Source organism: Streptomyces sp. 8N114 (assembly GCF_052245835.1).
Lineage (GTDB): Bacteria > Actinomycetota > Actinomycetes > Streptomycetales > Streptomycetaceae > Streptomyces.
Map to the genome: position 1 here is coordinate 527,211 of NZ_JBQQBT010000003.1, position 16,151 is coordinate 543,361.

General features: G+C 68.3%; 12 protein-coding genes. 3 read left to right on the plus strand and 9 right to left on the minus strand.

Translation table 11 applies throughout. From position 1 onward, the window contains the following. Positions 1-108: 108 nt before the first annotated feature. The 4 genes from ACTWQF_RS10725 to ACTWQF_RS10740 form a co-directional block, all read right to left on the minus strand. Entirely contained in the window at positions 109-2,319 is a 2,211-nt protein-coding gene (locus ACTWQF_RS10725) for a DEAD/DEAH box helicase (protein WP_443278932.1), read from the minus strand. Continuing rightward, entirely contained in the window at positions 2,259-2,633 is a 375-nt protein-coding gene (locus ACTWQF_RS10730) for a DEAD/DEAH box helicase (RefSeq protein WP_443278933.1), read from the minus strand. Before ACTWQF_RS10730 ends, ACTWQF_RS10725 begins: the two co-directional genes overlap by 61 nt. Before the next feature lie 263 nt (positions 2,634-2,896). Next, a complete protein-coding gene (locus ACTWQF_RS10735) occupies positions 2,897-3,640 on the minus strand; it encodes a hypothetical protein (RefSeq protein ID WP_443278934.1) in 744 nt (247 codons plus the stop codon). 457 nt (positions 3,641-4,097) lie between these two features. Then, entirely contained in the window at positions 4,098-5,549 is a 1,452-nt protein-coding gene (locus tag ACTWQF_RS10740; protein ID WP_443278935.1) for a hypothetical protein, read from the minus strand. 60 nt (positions 5,550-5,609) lie between these two features. Here ACTWQF_RS10740 and ACTWQF_RS10745 point away from each other — a divergent pair, with 60 nt between their 5' ends. Further along, positions 5,610-6,065, plus strand: a complete 456-nt coding sequence (locus ACTWQF_RS10745; RefSeq protein WP_443278936.1) for a hypothetical protein — start codon at positions 5,610-5,612, stop codon at positions 6,063-6,065. Between the two features lie 111 nt (positions 6,066-6,176). On the opposite strand, the gene ACTWQF_RS10750 is transcribed toward ACTWQF_RS10745, so the two are convergent. After that, positions 6,177-7,625 (minus strand): hypothetical protein, encoded by a 1,449-nt coding sequence (locus ACTWQF_RS10750; RefSeq protein ID WP_443278937.1) that lies wholly within the window; start codon positions 7,623-7,625, stop codon positions 6,177-6,179. A 448-nt stretch (positions 7,626-8,073) separates the two neighbouring features. Here ACTWQF_RS10750 and ACTWQF_RS10755 point away from each other — a divergent pair, with 448 nt between their 5' ends. Further along, positions 8,074-8,622, plus strand: a complete 549-nt coding sequence (locus tag ACTWQF_RS10755; RefSeq protein WP_443278965.1) for a DUF6082 family protein — start codon at positions 8,074-8,076, stop codon at positions 8,620-8,622. Positions 8,623-9,112: 490 nt separating this feature from the next. Here ACTWQF_RS10755 and ACTWQF_RS10760 read toward each other — a convergent pair whose 3' ends face one another. The 4 genes from ACTWQF_RS10760 to ACTWQF_RS10775 all read right to left on the minus strand — a co-directional run bounded on the left by ACTWQF_RS10760 (position 9,113) and on the right by ACTWQF_RS10775 (position 14,732). Next, positions 9,113-10,150 (minus strand): TniB family NTP-binding protein, encoded by a 1,038-nt coding sequence (locus ACTWQF_RS10760; RefSeq protein WP_443278938.1) that lies wholly within the window; start codon positions 10,148-10,150, stop codon positions 9,113-9,115. Continuing rightward, on the minus strand, positions 10,144-12,204 hold the full coding sequence (locus tag ACTWQF_RS10765; protein WP_443278939.1) for a transposase: 2,061 nt from the start codon (positions 12,202-12,204) through the stop codon (positions 10,144-10,146). The genes ACTWQF_RS10760 and ACTWQF_RS10765 overlap by 7 nt, the downstream gene beginning before the upstream one ends. Positions 12,205-12,284: 80 nt before the next feature. Next, entirely contained in the window at positions 12,285-13,118 is an 834-nt protein-coding gene (locus tag ACTWQF_RS10770; protein WP_443278940.1) for a TnsA-like heteromeric transposase endonuclease subunit, read from the minus strand. Positions 13,119-13,337: 219 nt separating this feature from the next. Continuing rightward, positions 13,338-14,732, minus strand: a complete 1,395-nt coding sequence (locus ACTWQF_RS10775; protein ID WP_443278941.1) for a DNA-binding protein — start codon at positions 14,730-14,732, stop codon at positions 13,338-13,340. Positions 14,733-14,974: 242 nt separating this feature from the next. Here ACTWQF_RS10775 and ACTWQF_RS10780 point away from each other — a divergent pair, with 242 nt between their 5' ends. After that, on the plus strand, positions 14,975-15,550 hold the full coding sequence (locus tag ACTWQF_RS10780) for a hypothetical protein (RefSeq protein WP_443278942.1): 576 nt from the start codon (positions 14,975-14,977) through the stop codon (positions 15,548-15,550). Positions 15,551-16,151: the final 601 nt, after the last annotated feature.

Consider the following 16,151-nt stretch of genomic DNA (forward strand, 5'->3'; position numbering starts at 1 on the left):
GGTTCACACAAGCGCAGACAGCCCGCACGACTCGCGTTCCGGCGAACCGGCGGCGGCCTGCCGGAAGGTCCCGGCAGGCCGGCCACCACTTAGCGCTGCCCGCGGTGGTCAGGAGGCGCACACGGGGTCGGCGTAGGTGGTGAAGAATCGGTCGCCGGTGAGCTTGTGGTGTGCGAGCTGCTCGCGTACGGCCTGTTCGTCGGCCCAGCGGTCGGGACTGCTGGCGAGCGCGGTCGCATACTGCGTCACGGCTTCCTTCAGCTTCTCGAACCTGGCCGGCGTGACGACGCGCATGCCGGGCGGCGGGGTGGCCTTGGCGTCGCTGACCCGGCTGGGGTGCAGCATGACCGGCAGGGCCTCCACCTCCGGGTTGTGGTCGTTGAGCCAGCGGACGCTGCCGCCGAGCTGGTTGATGTCCTTCTTCGCGATCGTGTCGGTGACACACCCTGTCTTCAGCTCGGTCACTGCCTGCCGCGTCGCCGAGAGCGCCCACAGATTGTCCGGGCCCATGCCGTACTGCTTTTCCGGGCGCGCGCTGGTGAACCCGAGGTGCTCGCCCAGAGCCTGCCACGCCCGCTCGGCGTCATCGGAGCGCTCCTCCTCGCCCCACACCACGTTCTCAAACAACGCTTGCACACCGAGCCGCAGGCTGAGGCCGTCGCCGTACTGGGCAGCTAGGAAGTCGGCGGCGGCGCGGGCCTGTACTGCTGCTGCCTTGAGCTGTGTCGGGACAGCTTCGTTCACGGGACGCAGGACGAATGAGTTATCGTTCAGCGCGCCAGCCAGGGCCTGCTGGGCGGCCACAGGGTTGGTCAGGTGCAGGTAGGCGGCCTTCTGCTCCCGCAGCCAGCCCCTCAGCGCCGTGTCACGGTCGCCGAGGTCGTTCACCGCCCGCTGCACCCGGTCGGCCGCGGCCAAGGTCCGCCTGGTGGCCGCCAGATCAAACGCCTCGCGAAGCGCCACGGCTTCCGGCCGTACCGTCCCCTGCGGGGCGTAACGGACCTCCGCCAGCGCCCGGCGGCTGCGCTGCGTCCACTGCGGCATCCGCCCGAGGCAGGCCCGCAGCGCCTGCCGGACCGCGTCCAGTCCTTCGCCCCTGATCTGGCGAGCGATGTCGCGGCTCAGCTTCAGCTGGGCCTGCGTCGCCGGCGAGAACAGGGCCAGGTGCCGGGCGTCATTGATCGCGACGGCGAGGTTCGCCCCCATCAACAGGACCGCGCAGTAGTCCTCGTTGTCCCGCACACCCCGGCCCATGCCCTGTTCGATCCGCTGAACCTCTCTGGCCAGGCGGACGGTGCTGTCGGCCAGCGCGACAGCCTCCCGCCGCTCCACCCCATCCAGAGGGCGGGGGACACCGTCCAAAATCAACAGACGGCAGGCGCCGGCCGGGAGGTTGACACCGTCGTACTTGTTGACCAGCACCACCAGGCCGACATGGCCGCCCTGGAGCTCCTTCACACCCGCCTCGAGGTCGCCGACCCACCAGGTGCGGTCGGCGTAGCGCTCCCAAGCTGCGGCGGCCGGGGCACTGGGCACCAGCACCACCACGTTGACCGGATCGGTCTCCGGCACACCATCTCCGTCCTGGTCGCCGTCGGCGAACTGACGGGCGAGCACACGCACGGCCTCGTTGTCCAGATCCGGGTTGAGGGCGCGGGGAGCCAGAATCATCCGCTCCCCGAGGTCCGACGCACTGCCCGGCGTGACAGGCTTCGCGACCAGCTTCGAGTTGGCGTCGAAGTCGGTGACCAGGGCGCTGTCGTCGGCGAGCGTCGCGGTCAGGTAGACCCTGCGGTGGGCGCGCACAAAGGATGGGATGCGGTCGATTGGCGTGCACGAGGGCCTGATCTCGATCGCCTTCGACGTCGCCGTCGCGGTGCACAGGTGCAGTACCTCGGCGAGCAGCGGCCACACGAACAGAAAGTCCTGCTCCTCCCGATGCGGCCGCAGGATCCTCAGCACCTCGTCGTGCTTGTCGGCCCACGCCCAGAAAGGGACCTGTGCCAGCGCCGTGGGGTCCTTGTCCTCCAGCTCCGACCAGGCGTTGGCCGACTGGTGCCGCAGGTCCTGCGCGAACAGATTCAGCAGCTTCTCGTACGCTTCATGGCTGGCGGGCACCCGCAGTCGAAACTGGTCCTCGGTCCGCGCCAGCGCGGCGTGCGCGTCGTCGACTACCACAATCACCAGGTCGAACGGTTCCTTGCCGTCCCCGACGACACCGAAAACCGACTTGCCGTTGATCAGCTTCTGGTAGTTCGTTACCAGCACTGCCTGGGCCGCGAGGAATCCCGGGTCGTGCTGATCCTCTGTGGTGGCCACGTCCAGCTTGGCGGCCTCCCCGCGGACTGCTTAACCAAGTAGCTGTCCGGGGCCAGGTAGACGGCCTTGCCGACGCCCTCGTTCAGTGTGCTCTGCGCGATCAGCAGACCGACGGCCGTCTTGCCCCCGCCAGTGTTCTGCTTGATCACCACATCGCGGTCATCGCGCCGGTTGTCGAACCACTCGTCCAGCACCTCGCCCTGCTCATGCCGCAGATACGGCCACGGCCGGTTGGCCAACCCCGCGTAGATGTCCCGAGGCCGCAGCAGCGCCTCGCTGTCCCCCGCGCCGATCCGGTCCCAATCCAGTGCCATCGCGCCATCCTCCTCAGCTGACCAGGCGGCGCCACGCCGCCTGCACTTTCCCCGTCCCCTCCGCCGGCTGGGAGCCTTCCGCAGCAACACCCGCCCGCCACAAGAAACAGAAACCCGCCCCCGACCAGACCCCGCGAGGCACACGAAGTGTGCCTACTCGCCTGACCGCTCAACAAAGGACCGACCGGTCCCCAGTGCCTGTTTCGCGCTCCTGGCTGCTGCGGAGGTGCTGGCGCTTGAGATGGCAAGGAGAGGGTTCCCTTTTAGCGGCTGCTTCCTTCTTGGAGTGCCTTCCAGCCCTCGGCTGAGAACTTCCGGGTTCCGAGGTCTGCAGGAGCTGGGATCTCCGAGCGGTCGATTTCCTCTTCCGGCGAGGTCATTTTCCAGTCTCCTGCTGTCCAGATCGCCTCGGACGGCAACGCCATCAACTGGGTCTTGGTCTCCTTCCCTTTGCCTGCCTTCGTGGTGACGCGTGTCAGGATGTAGACGCGTACCCGGCCTGCGCTGAGTGGCTTCCACCGCACTCCGATGGGGACGCCGCTCAGGTTGGCGCCGTCCGGGACAGGGCCCTTGGCCGGCACGCCCGCCATCTCCCGCGCCGATTTCACGGCGAAGGCAACCGCCGCTGCCTTGTCCTCCTGCTCGTTGGGGTCATCTAGGTCCTTGGGGTCCGCGTAGGTCTCCATCGCCCGGCGGATCTCGTCTTCATCCATGCTCCAGCCCGCCCGGTTGTTCGCGACTGCCGCAGCGACAGCGCCCCTGTCCGTGTGGGGAAAGCCGATGGGCAGCCCGTTCTTGCCGGCCTTTCCCTCGGGCAGGTTCACCCAGGAATCAGGGTCGTGAAACGTGCCGTCGCCCTCCGAGTCACTCGGCGCCTCCGATGGCTGCACGGGGCCATGGGAGGGCCCAGCGGCGCCGTTCTTCCCGGCGTCAGAGTCGTTTCCGCCACCGGCCAGGACGCCCACCAAGACGCCCACGAGCAGAAGAATGACGCCCACCAGGGCCATGACCAGCAGCCGTACACGCCTCTGGGACATCTGATCGGGAACCAGGGACAACAGAGACCCCTTCATACATGTGAGTAGTTGAGCGACAGGGAACAGCACTGCGCGCGATCATTCTGATGCGCTGGGCTTCCCGGTGTCCGTCAGCCCGGAGACGCGGCGTCCGGGAGTGCGGAAGTCCGCCGAGTACTGGGTCAGGGAGGGGCGTGCTCGGGAGAAGGCTGTCGGTCGGCCTGCCTGCCCGGCCACGTCTACCGCGAGCTGGCAGCGGCCCGCTCGATGGCCTGCTGGTCGACGTCACCGGCCGGAGTGACGAAGAGCTGGCCGAGGGTGCGGCTTTGATCACCGAGATCGGCCAGTTCGGACCGGTGGCCGCGCCCTCTACAGCACCCGGCTACCGCAACCCCTGCTGGTGGGACTGGGAAGGCGACCCCTATGTGCAACGGCTGCACGACCCTACCTACGAGCCGTTGTTGGGAGCCAGTACGGTCAATCGGGCGGTGTCCTGGCCGCCGTGGACGAAGACGCCGACACTGCCTGCAGTCTGGTCCGGGGTACGGGTGCTGTCCGGTAGGGCGTGGGGCTTGCCTTCCGCCGCGGATACGCGCACCGGCACGTCGTTGTCGCTTGTGCTTGTTGCTACGCCGTAGGCAGTACCGTCGTCCATGACGGAGCGAAGACTGATCGTCTTGGCGTCCTCACCGAGAGAGACGCAGCGTCCCTTTCCGCTGCGCAAGTCGAACAGCAGACTTCCGCTTGCCAGGTAGCGGCCGTTCCGGGAAAGCACGCCGTGGGTGGGCGGTTGCCAGGCCGTTTCTTCGGCCTCCTCCGTCATGAAGGAGGCGCCATCTGGGCACTTCACCGTTGCCTGCACGCGTCCGGTTGCGGTGTCGTGGACGGCCAGGAGCGACTCAGCGTTGTCCGCCTCGTCGTCGTCCATGGGGTCCCAGGCAGCAATCAGATGCCGTCCGGCCCTGTCGACAATCGTTCCGTTGGGACGACCGGCATAAATCCCTTCGTTGATGTCGACATCAGCCTTTCGGTAAACGGCACGGACACCGGGCGGCGTCACCTTCTTGCTGTCCCACTTGTGCTTCAGTCCGAATCCGCCCCGACCCCTGCTGGCCACGAGGCCTGAAGCCGTGGGAATGCCTCCAGGGTGGGCGTCGTCTCCGTCAGCCGTTCCTGCGGGTCCGATGTCGTCGGTGACGTCGGTGACGCGACCGGACGATGCATCCACGGAGGAGGCGTCGTCGCCGTCTGGGTCGGCGATCAGTAAGCCGCTTTCCCCTGCGGTGACCTGTGGATCCTCCGGAGGGGCGGGAACGGTGGCGGTGCTGATCGGCGCGACCGCATCACCGGAGGCACGCACCTTGTAGAAGGCGACGGCAACAACGTCCCTGGTCTCGTGCAACCGGTCTTTCGCGCGCTCACCGTAGGCCCAGACCGCAAAGTATTCCCGCTTCCCGTCCGAAACCAGGGTCACGCGCGGCACCGTCAAGGGCTCCGCATCACCGGGCGGCCCGGCGCTCGGCTGCTGACCGCCCGTCAGCGCCGGCGCCTTCCAGGACTTGCCGGTCCACCGTGTCTTCCCGCCGACGGCACCACGCGCCCGAAGAACGTATGCACTCTCCCGGCCCTCCCGCTCCCTCTCAAGGTAGGCAACCGTTTGACTGCGTGCGGACACGGCGTAGGGGAACGGCTGCATCCCCGGCAGCCAGTCTGCAGTCACCTGCCAGCCCTTGCGGCTGTCGAACGGCGCAGGTGCCTTCACCGGCTGCTTGAGCCGCACGTCGGCCGCCTTCCGATGGCCGTCGCCGTCTTTCTCGTCTGAGCTGCAGCCGCTCAGCGCACCGCTGAGCATGCCGAAAGCAACCGACGCGGCAACCGCCCGCCACCGAACCGAAAGCACCTCTTCCCCCCTTGTCCACGGACCAGTGCTGTGAGTGATCACAGCGTGCGTGACTCTACTGTGAGTCCAGCAACAGCGCCTCACCAAGTTGGGCATCCAGCCCGCTGCCACGGCGGCGCTCCCCGCCGCTCCGATGGTGCCCGCGGGGGCTGGACGGACGCCGACCTGGCCTCCGCCCTGCGTGCCCTGATCCGGCGCTGCGGATCCCCCAGCCTCCGCTCGGTATCCACCGTCATCAGCCACACCCTCACCCCCGAGCAGCTCGATGCCCTCCTTGCCGGAAACTTCGTGCTCGACTGGCCCCGCACCGAACGCCTCGTGCGCGCGCTCCAAGGCGACCCCAACAGCTTCCGGCCTCTGTGGCAGTACGCCGCCACCGACGCCGTCTCCTTACCGCCCACCCAACCCACCCCCGACCACCCCGGGAACGCCACCCCCCACAACCGCCTCGAAAGCCTCTTCGCCGCCTTCGGCCCCACCCTCAGCACACCAGCCCTCGCCTTCGGCCGCATGTGAGCAGCGGCAAGCCTGCCGCAGGCCAGGTGTCGGCGTACAGGTTGATGTGATTCTGGCAAGATTTTCGTAGCCGGAGATCATCTTGGTGCGGCGGTGGGTCATTGAGCGGGCCTATTGGTGAGGAGGTCGGTCGGCGGCGTCGATGGCGTCGATCGCTGTGAGGGTGTCCCGCCATGCTTCGCGCCATGCCCTGCGACGGAGATCATCGACCATGACCACATCGATGCCATCCGCGCCCATGGGCCACAACGGGGCGTTGCCGGCCGCGAGGCAGACTCGGGCGAGCAGACTGCGCCGGACGAGGTCGCGCAGTCGTTCCACGGCATGGGCGGTCGCTTCTCCATCGCGCACATCACCCGGAACGGTCGAGATCTTCCGGACCTCCTTAAGCAGTTTCTTCCTCTCCATGGCACTGCCATGGACGAGCTGAGATCGGAGCTTGTAGATCGCGTCGACGTCTTTGAAGATCTTGTCCGCTGGGTCGAGGCCGGTGGACAGCAGCGTCGCCGCGCGGACTTTCAGCCGCAGCGTGACGGCGTCTTTCTCCTTGCCGGACAGCGCCGCCTCGAAGGCGGTCGCCAGGTCGACGACCTGCTCGTACCAGGCGTGCGCATGGAAGGACAGGAGGAACTTCTGCAACGCCATGTCGAACGAGGTGAACACCATCTCCGGTCCTGTCTGCTGCGCCGCGTCGAGGAGCCGCCCGAGCCCTTCGACGCGGCCGACATCGTCGGGCCCGAGGGTGATTACTCGTGCTGCCAGCTGCGTCGGAGACGCGAACCCAGGTCTGGCACCGCGGAAGCGGACCACGAAGGGCTTGAACTCTCGTACCACGTGGGTTTCGCCCTGGACCTCGAACATCGACTCGCTGGTGCCTGGCTTCAACAGCCGCACCAGCAGCAGGAACCGCTCGATCCGCTGCGACAGCGGCTCGCTCAGGTCGAACGGCTTCGACCCGCTGTCGCGCCCAACGACGACGCTCTCCGGCGGTGCAAAACCGTCCGGCCAGACTCGATCACCGGCGCTCGCGGCCCCAGGGATCAGCGTCGAAATAACCCGGTGCAACTCCCCACTGTGTCCACATGCTTCCGGGAGAACTGGCTCAACCCGGACGTCAGTGAACTCGACTGGCTGGCCGTCCGCGGTGGTCATATGGGAAACCACCCGGCAGCACGCGACCTCGGACGTGTCCGCCTGGACTGCCTGGACCAGGTCGCGTAGCGACTGCTCCGCGGCCGACCCGTCAGGGGAGAACTCCTCGCCCGCAATAGTCAGCCGGGCGATGAACGTCTCGAGGAAACTGAAGATCAATTCACCAGGACATCCGCGCTCACCCAATGGCAGGTCAGCGTCGAAGCGAGGGTGAGCAGCGGCAATCGCGTCCTCAAGCGAGCGGTACTCGGCGAGCACCATGATGGAGTCGCCAAAGTAATCTCGCCCGACCTCGATGTACGGGTGAAAGGCTGGCCGCGGAACCACCCGCTCCTCCCGAAGCCGCAGCCATGCCACAGCCAGGAACGCCCGCCCCACATCGTGCAGGCAGCCCTCGATGTCCTTCACGCACCCAGCATGGCCGACCGTCAGCCACCTGCACGTGGGTTGCCACTGGTCCAATTCCGTGTCGCCTCGATCACCTGGCTAGGCGCGGGGCGACCGGCCGAAGCTGCCAAACCGAACAAGCGTCTCGACACAGACCGATCCGGCCCAGGATGGCAGCCGTGTCAGCTGTGCCTGCCACCACGACGTCGGCCGGTGGGCGTAACGATGCCCACAAACATGCTGGTGTGGCTCTGGCAGAGTCGCACCGACCGAGCACGATGAGTTCTAAGACGCAGGCTGGGGTACGCAAAACAACATCGACCATGTCGAGCCCCGGAGGTATGTACCTGTGCGCGAATCAATAATTGCATGGTGCCGAACTGTGTTGGGACGTTCAGCTGGCCGTTTAGCAGCCTGCGCTTTTTCCGTCTTAGCCTTCTTGACCCTTCTGGTATTTACGCCGTACCTCGTGCGCGCAGCGGCCCCTGGAGGACTTGATTGGGCGTACTTGAGTGATGTTGTACAGGTATATGGATTTCTCTCGATGTTCGTCTCCGCCGCTGCCCTGGCAGGGGTGGCCCTCTCCCTGGTGCTGCAGGCGCGGCAGACACAGGCCGCGCAGGAAGAGTCCAGTTGGGCTGGCTACCGGGAGCTGGTTTTCAGGTCTCTGGAGGATCCATCGGTGGCTGTCTGCTGGGAACCCCCGACAGTCCCTCGCTCACGGGAGGAATGGAAGCAGATTGCCTACACCAACCTGATCGTCACAGGTTGGGACAAGGCGTTCCGACTTGGCCGAATCACATCGGACCAGCTCGCCATAGTTCTGCGACAGCACTTTCGCGGGGAGTTGGCCCGACGCCATTGGGCAGCGGCACGCGAGGATTGGCTCGCCATCGCGAAGACAGCAAGAAGCCGCCGAACTCGGCGTTTCGCAACGATCGTGGATACCGAGTACTACGCAGCACTTCGCACCGGACCGGCCGTTGCACCTGAGGACTATTTTCCGCAGACAGGCTGAGGGGCCGCAACATTTTGGGAACTCATCGGTTGAAGCCCTTGTGGCGTAGCTCTGTGTTTGCTTATTGATCTTGGTTGTGGCCTGCTGTTGCTCAGTTGTACTGAGCGGTGTGTCTGTCCCGTTGGGGAGGTTCACGCGAGGACGGGGGTCGATGATGGGTGGAATGTGGGGGTTGAGCTGGCTGTTTGTGCTGCGCAGTGATGCTGAGCGTGGCGGGAGCTTTTGCCCAGGGTGGTTGGCGCGCCTGTAGGCACGGGAGTCGGCAGCTGGTTTTGTCAGGGGCGGGGCTGCCTGGCGGCGCCGGACATGGTTCAGCGGGTGCAGGCGGTGCCGGAGCAGGTTGTGGCCGGGTGGGCGCGAGGCGGGTGCGGTGGCCTTGCTGGGCAGCGGCCGAGCGCGCAGGGGCACCGGGCGGAGACGGGGCACACGGTGTCGGCTTATGTTGCAGACGAAGGGCTGGCTGTGGCTTGGGAGCTTTGGGGCGTGGGGGTTATCGGCTGCCTGGGCGGGTGCGGCGGGTGGGGGTGCGGGGCCGGTAGTGCTCCTCGGCGAGGTGGTCCAGCGTGATGCCGTCCAGCAGCCCTTTGGTGATGCGTTCGCTGCCGGCCAGGATGGCTTCGATAGCGGCCTGACGGATCAGGCGGGCCAGACTGCCGATCCTGCCTGCGGTCCGCTCGTGCAGATAGGGCGCCAGTCTGGGCAGGCTGCCCGGCCGGTGAGCGGTCAGGTCGAGGGCTTGTTCCAGGGCGGTGATCAGCTCGCGGAACGGCTCCCGCGATCCAGCGCGTGCGGGCAGCGCCCCGCAGTCGATCAGGGAGGCACGCCCGGCCAGCTGTGCCCCGCGTACCCCGGTGAACACGGCGCTGGCGGTCACATCGATCCCCGCGTACACGAACGTCGCGGCGATGCGTTCGGTGAGGTCTTTGAGCCAGTCGGCCGCCTCCGCGCCGCTGGTGGTGCGCGGGTTGAGCCGGTGGACTTCGTCGATCATCACCAGCTTCACCCCGACCGCGGTGTAGGTGTGGCACACGGCGGTGGTGATCTGTGCGGTGGTCATGCGGCCGGTGACGGGGATACCGAGGTAGCGGGCGAACTCGGCGGCCAATGTTTTCGCGGTGGCACCGGGCGGCACCAGCACATACGCCACGGGCACGCTGTCGTCCATGGGGACGGCGCGCCGTGTGTGGGCGAGGTGGCAGGTGCGGCCGACCTGCAGCAGGGCGGTGGTCTTCCCGGTGGTGGCCGGGCCGGTGACGATCAGGGAAGGGCGTGCGGTGGTCTGCTGGTGCCGCCCCAGGATCATCAGAGTGCGTACCTGGTGGGCCAGGGATTCGATGGCCGGGGTGCGCACGGTGACGAACTGCGAGTGGTAGGCCAGGCGTTCGGCCACCGAGCGTGGTGCCTGGCCCGGCGCCGGTGGTGTCAGGGGCGTGGCGTGGGCGAAGCGGGCGAAGGTGTCGAACCTCGTCACGGTGCTGGCGGCGCTCTCCCCGGCGCCCGCGGGTGAGGAGTCGGCAGGGGTCACCACAGCTCGGCCTCCTGCTCGGCGTCATACAGCATGAGTGCCCCGGGCACCGGCACCAGGTGGGCGCCGGGCTTCTCGGCCCCCACTTCGTCACCGGCCTCGGCCTGAACCTGAACCTGGTCCTGGGCTTCAAGGACTTCCAATGCGTCGAGGCTGTCTTCAGCATCCGCCGTGCAGCTCCTCACTGCTGCCTGGCCGTCGTCCGCCCCCTGCGGCTTGGCCAGTTGCGTGTGGGCTGCGCCCGGCACTGTCCTGGGTCCGGCTGCGTGCCCCGGGGCGGTGGGCCGGGCACGGCGCAGGACCTGGTCGGCGGCTTCGGCCAGGGCTGCTTCGTGCGCCTCACGGCCTGGGCGCTGGTTCACAGTGGTGCGGATGTGGCGCCAGACGGTCTCGGCCATCGGGGCGTGGACGTGGTCGCGGTGGATCCACGGAATCTCGTGCAGGCCCCCGTCCGGCAGCCGGATGTAGACCTGCCGCACGTCGTGCGGGTTGAGGTGGACCTCCCACTTGCCGCCCGCACCGGTGGGGGAGGGCCGGCCGCGGTGCTCGTTGAGCACCGCGTGGTCGTAGGTGCGGTAGTGGATGCGGATGCCGCGCCCGGTGACGGGGTGCCAGCGCACGGGCAGCAGTTCGAGGTAGTCGTCGCCGGTCAGCGGCCACGGCACGTACCCTGAGGCGCCCAGCAGCGCTCCCCACATCTCGTTCGGGGCCAGAGCCTGCTTGGGCAGGAGAGGGTGGCGCAGGCCTTCGTGGGGGCGGTGCTGCCAGCACGCGGTGATCCACTCATCCAGCAGCTCCTGCAACTGGTCCACGGTGAGTCGTGCTTCGTCCTGCACTGTTTCGCCGCGCTGGAGGATGTGGGAGCCGGTGTAGCCGGCGATGTGCTGGGCGAAGAGCGTGTTGATGCTGCCGAAGGTCCGCTCGACCGAGCCCTTGGCGGCCGGTGAGCGCGGCGGGGCGGGCTGGACGCTGACGCCCAGGGTTTCGCAGGCTGCCAGGAACGCGGCGGAGACGAACACGGCTCCGCGGTCGATGACGATCGTCTCGGGCACTACCACTGGCCGCGCCGCCGCCGACTCCAGCCGCTCATCCAGGGCCAGCAGCCGGTCGTAGGGGACAGCGGCGTGGGCCAGGCGCAGGTGGTCGCTCCAGCCGGGCCGCGCCGGGTGGGGCACGGCCATTTCCGCGAGCAGCAGAGCCGCGTCCACCGCCTTGGTGCTCTCCTCGCGCAGCACGGCCGCCACCACGGACCGGGTGGCCACCTCCAGTGCGATCGTCAACTCCGGGCGTACCGGCTTCCCGTTCTCGCCGACGGCCATCACATCCAGCCGGGTGGTGTCGACCTGCACCAGCTCGCCCGGCCGCAGCGCCACCGTCGGCGTGAACGGCCGCACCGGCGTATTGGTGCCGCGGGCCGAGCGGCCGGGATGCTCCAGCGGGTCGGCCAGGACCCGCACCAGCCGGTTGAACGTCGACGGCGGCGGCACCGCCACCACACCCGGCCCATGCGTGTCGGCCAGAACCTGCCCGGCCACCTCCCGCAGCCCCTTCAACGTGCCCTTGGAACGCCCGCGCTGGCGGCGCAGCGCCTCCAGCGCAGCAGCCACCACCCGCTCATCGGCCCGCCCCGTCACACTCGACGGTTTGCGGCGCGGGATCAGACCCCACAGGCCCTGGTCCCGGTAGCGGGCCCTCATACGGCGCACGGTAGCCCGGCTGACCTTCGGCCAGCCCAGCGCCGCAAGTTCGTCGGCCTTGGCCTGCTCCCGCTCGGCCATCGACGTGCGCTGCAGGTCGTACTCGGGGCGCGGCATCCCGCCACTGTCCGGGCCACCGGACAGGCCGGTCTCGATCTCGCGGATGTGCCGCTGCCAGGCCAAGGCCCGCTCCCGCTCCCGTTCGGGCACCGACTCCATCAGCCCCCACGGCGGCACACCGACGGCCGCGGAACCCACCACGGCGAACGTCGGGTCGGAGAACAGGAACGAGACGAGCACCGAAGCCGTCTGCCCCTGCTCGTCGACCAGCCGCACCGACCCACCTGCCACGGCGGCCACCTGCCAGGTACAGCCCTCGAACCTGACCTGTGCGCCAACTTCAACACACCGCCTACCAGGGACGGTTACCCGGTGCCTGCTCAACTCTCGTGCTCCTCCTGCTCCCCGTCGCCTGCGGCCGGGCACAGGGCCACGAGAGTGTGCTCGCCCAGCGGCCGTGTCAGGTCCGCGGTCAGCCGCCCGCTCCACAGCGCGTGGTAGACCACCGGCAGAGCCGCCAGCACTTCGCCCGCCGCCGCGGCCCCGGCCATCAGCGGCCGTGGCTCGGTGAACGCCTCAAGCACCGCGTGCTCAAGGCCGCCTGCGTCGCGGTGGCGGGCGTGGCGGTAGCCGGCCAGCCACCGCACATTCGCCGCCACCACCACATCCGGCGGCACCAGGCGCTGATAGGTGAACCCCACCGCCCCACACGTCGCCCCAAGCACCACGGCTGCCCGCGCGGCCCGGCCCGCGGCGGGCGCGCAGGTGGCGGGGCAGTCGGCGAGCAGGGCGCGCCCGTCGGCGTAGCGGGCGAACAACTGCGGAACCCACGTCAGCACCCGCCCGCTGCCCGGATCGCGCCAGATCAGCCGCACCGGCCGCGCTGACAGACCCACGACATGCCGATCGCGGTCCAAGACCATCAGCTGCATGCACATCGCCTGCGAACCGTGCATCACATGCCGCCCGGTCGTGGCCGACCACCACCAGCCCGGCCCCCACCGCCGACCGGGTACCACCGGGAATGCCGCCACCGGCGCAAGCTGCTCGAATCGCACCGCGACCGCGGCCTCACACCAGGAGCGCTGCACGAGTGTGCCGTCCACCCCGACGAACTCCGCCTCCACGCTGCCCGGCTCCGGCACACGGCAGTCACCGCCCGCAACGGCGGGTAAGCCGACCTGCGCACCACCCTGACTACTGTCGATGATCACGCACCCACACAACGTCATTCCCGTGCTGCCGCGCAGAAGAACCGACCGGTAACCCCAACTGCAGTGCCAGACCAGACCATTGGGCCGCGCGCCCGGCCACGATGCCACCCAGGACGCGCCGGTGTCAGTGCACACCCTCGCACTTTCCAGCTCTCGGCCCGCCCCCTTTTCGCCACTGCACCTCGGACGCAGACCAGTCCCCAAACGCACGCCCATTGCTCAGCAGCCGTCCGCGTCAGTCCCCGCTGCGGCCAGCACCGCAGCCAGCTCCTCCGCAGACAGACGGGACCACCCGGCCACCTCCTCCAGCGCCACCCCGGCAGCAACAGCCGCAGCGGCAGTATCCAGCACAGCCCGGTCGATCAGCTCAACACTCTGACTGAGGTGCTCCAGCAGCGTACGGGCCACCTCCGCAGTGGTACCGCTCTGCGCACCACGCACCTGCTCCAGCCCCTCCCGAGCCTCGTCGAGCAACTGAGAGATCCTCAAACGCTGTTCGGCGGACACTGTGGCACGCCACCGGGTGCCCGAGCCGCCCGACCGCTGCTCCGCCGCCCCCACGCGCAGTAGTCCAGCCATCGTTGCGGGCTGTTGTTCACGCTTCAGCCGCCACGGGTCATCCCGCCACCCCGGCGGCCTGCTGCCGCGGCGGGCGCGCACGACCGCCCCCGTCCAGTCGCTCAGCGGGCTGCCGTAGTCGGCCGCGACAAGCGGCCCCAGCCAATCCCGGCCCACCCGCTCGCCCAGCCGCCGGCAGAACGGGTCGTCATCGCCCCGCGCCCGCGGCCGCATCCCGCCGCTTGCCCGCCAGGCCAGTTCGGCCATTGCCGGCTCCAGCAGCGCCCCCGCCACGGTCACCACCTCCGGGAAGATAGCCGCGTCCCGGCTCACGATCCGCCACCACGCCAACTCGCCCCCCATGCTGCCGCCCACCAGATGGTGCAGGCGGCGCGGCCAGACCTCCTCCTGCTCCCACTCCAGGGCCCGTTCCCACCACCGGGCCACCACCGCATGCGCCACTGTGAACACCTGCTCCGGCTCCACCCCGGCCCGCACCGCACGCCGCGCCACACCCGGCCACCGCCGCTGCGCGGCCAGCACCTCCGGAACACTCCCAAGATCCAAGTGCTCCAGCGGATGGTCCGCGTCCGCGTCCAGCAACCAGCGCCCGTGCCGGACGCAGACCCGCCGACAGCGTGGCAGATACCGCACCGTCCGCAGTGCCTGTCCGGTGCGCCGAGCGGTGCACAGCCGGCAGCCGAACGCGGCCGGACCCACCACCGCGCCCGCCGCCCGCCACCGTGCCTCCGCGGTGGTGGCCTCCCGGCCGGTGCCGATCTGGGTGTCATCCACAGTGAAGGCTGGCAAAGCCCGCGCCAGCACCTCGGTCTCCACCCCGCACAGCTCGGCGAGCCCGTGCCGACCCGCCTCGTTGAGCACGACCTCCGCATCGGCCCGCACGCGCCCGCCGTCGTGCCGGGTAGGGGAGTTGTGCCATGTCCACAGCCGCAGCACGTTTTCATCTGCCAGACCGTAGCGGGCCGCAACCCGGTTGATCAGCGACGCGGTCAGCTCCCCGGCCAGCGGAACGGTCCGCAACGCCCCTACTGCCACAGCTCTCCCCGATGCCTTTGCGCCTCACGGCTCAAGAGCCGCGCCCCGGCCTGGCGCCGGGCCCCTTCATCATGGTCCGGCGCCAGCTGCGGAGCCGTGCAGACATCCGCACCACAGATGCTGTTCTGCTGGCTACCGAATTGGAAGCAGGATTGCCACTCGCGGGTGAATCCACGAAGCTCGCACAATCATTTGGGCGTCTGGTTCAGCAGCATCGGCCTGTAAGAGGCTGGACTGCACCCATGCGATTGGAGAAGAGCCGGAAGGCGCTCGTGCTGGCGGAGAAATACCTGGACGTCCTGCAGGAGCTCGCCGACGACCCGGAGGCGTTCCGAGGTTCCTTTGTCGGGGCCATCGGTGTGATCCGCAGGGTTGGTCACGTGGTCGACTTCGAGTCGAAGAAGTCGGGGCGGGGGCCGCAGTTCCGCCAGTGGTGGGAGGAGAGCACGAAGGACCGTCGGCATGTATGTGTCAAGGATGTGAGGGATCTGGTCCTTCATGAGGCGGTGGAAGAGGCGCAGGTCCGGCATGAGGTCGTGGGGACCGGGACGGCGGGGGCCATCGCGGAGGCCTACAACCCGACAGTGATCACCGGCACGGCGCACATCGACGTCGTCAGGGACGGAGAGCGGCCGGAACGGTACACCTTCCGCACCACGCCAACACCGCCTGAGGCAGATCAGGCTGGTCGGACGTACCGCCGAACCTGGGTAATCGCGAACGGAAAATGCGCCGGTGACGCGCTGCTTCCTGTCCTGCGTGATTATCTGAAGTGGATGAGGGGCGACGCCATCCCAAGAGCCGAAGCAGGTGATTGATGTCCGGCAGCGTCTCCTGTCGCTTGCTCACCACGGGGAAATAGGCTGTTTTTGACGGTGATGGGCGTCGTCGTTTTGTCAGTGCTGGCCGTGTGCATGTCAGTTGATTCCGCCGCTCTTCAGAGGTGGTTGGCTCTGGCATTTCCGCGGTCTCCCTGGTGAGGCTTCTGCGGTTTTGACACCGCCATTCTGTCGCGGTACTCATGGGGGTTGGGCTATGGAACTGAAATCTGGGGCGGTGTCCCGTAGTCCCAATTACGACCCCACCGTGCATACTTGAGTTGGTGTCAGGGAGTGCCTTTGGTGGGTGCGGGGTAGTGTTTTCGGATCCCAAATCTGACCCTGGTATGCATACTGGGGGAGCCGGACGGGCAGCCCCACCCCTCCCTGTAGCCAGCCGGTGCGCGACCCCGGAGGGGGCGCGCACCAACCCCAGCCCCGGACTGGTCCACAGACCGGAAACAAGACAACGCCCCAGGCCACAGGGCCGGTTGGCCACGCCGGAGGCGGGGCCCCCGACCCCGGAGGGGTCGGGACTGGCCCCCGGAGGGGCCAGTCTTCCGCCTCGTAGAGGCGGCGCGTCGTGTCTGCGGAGCAGACC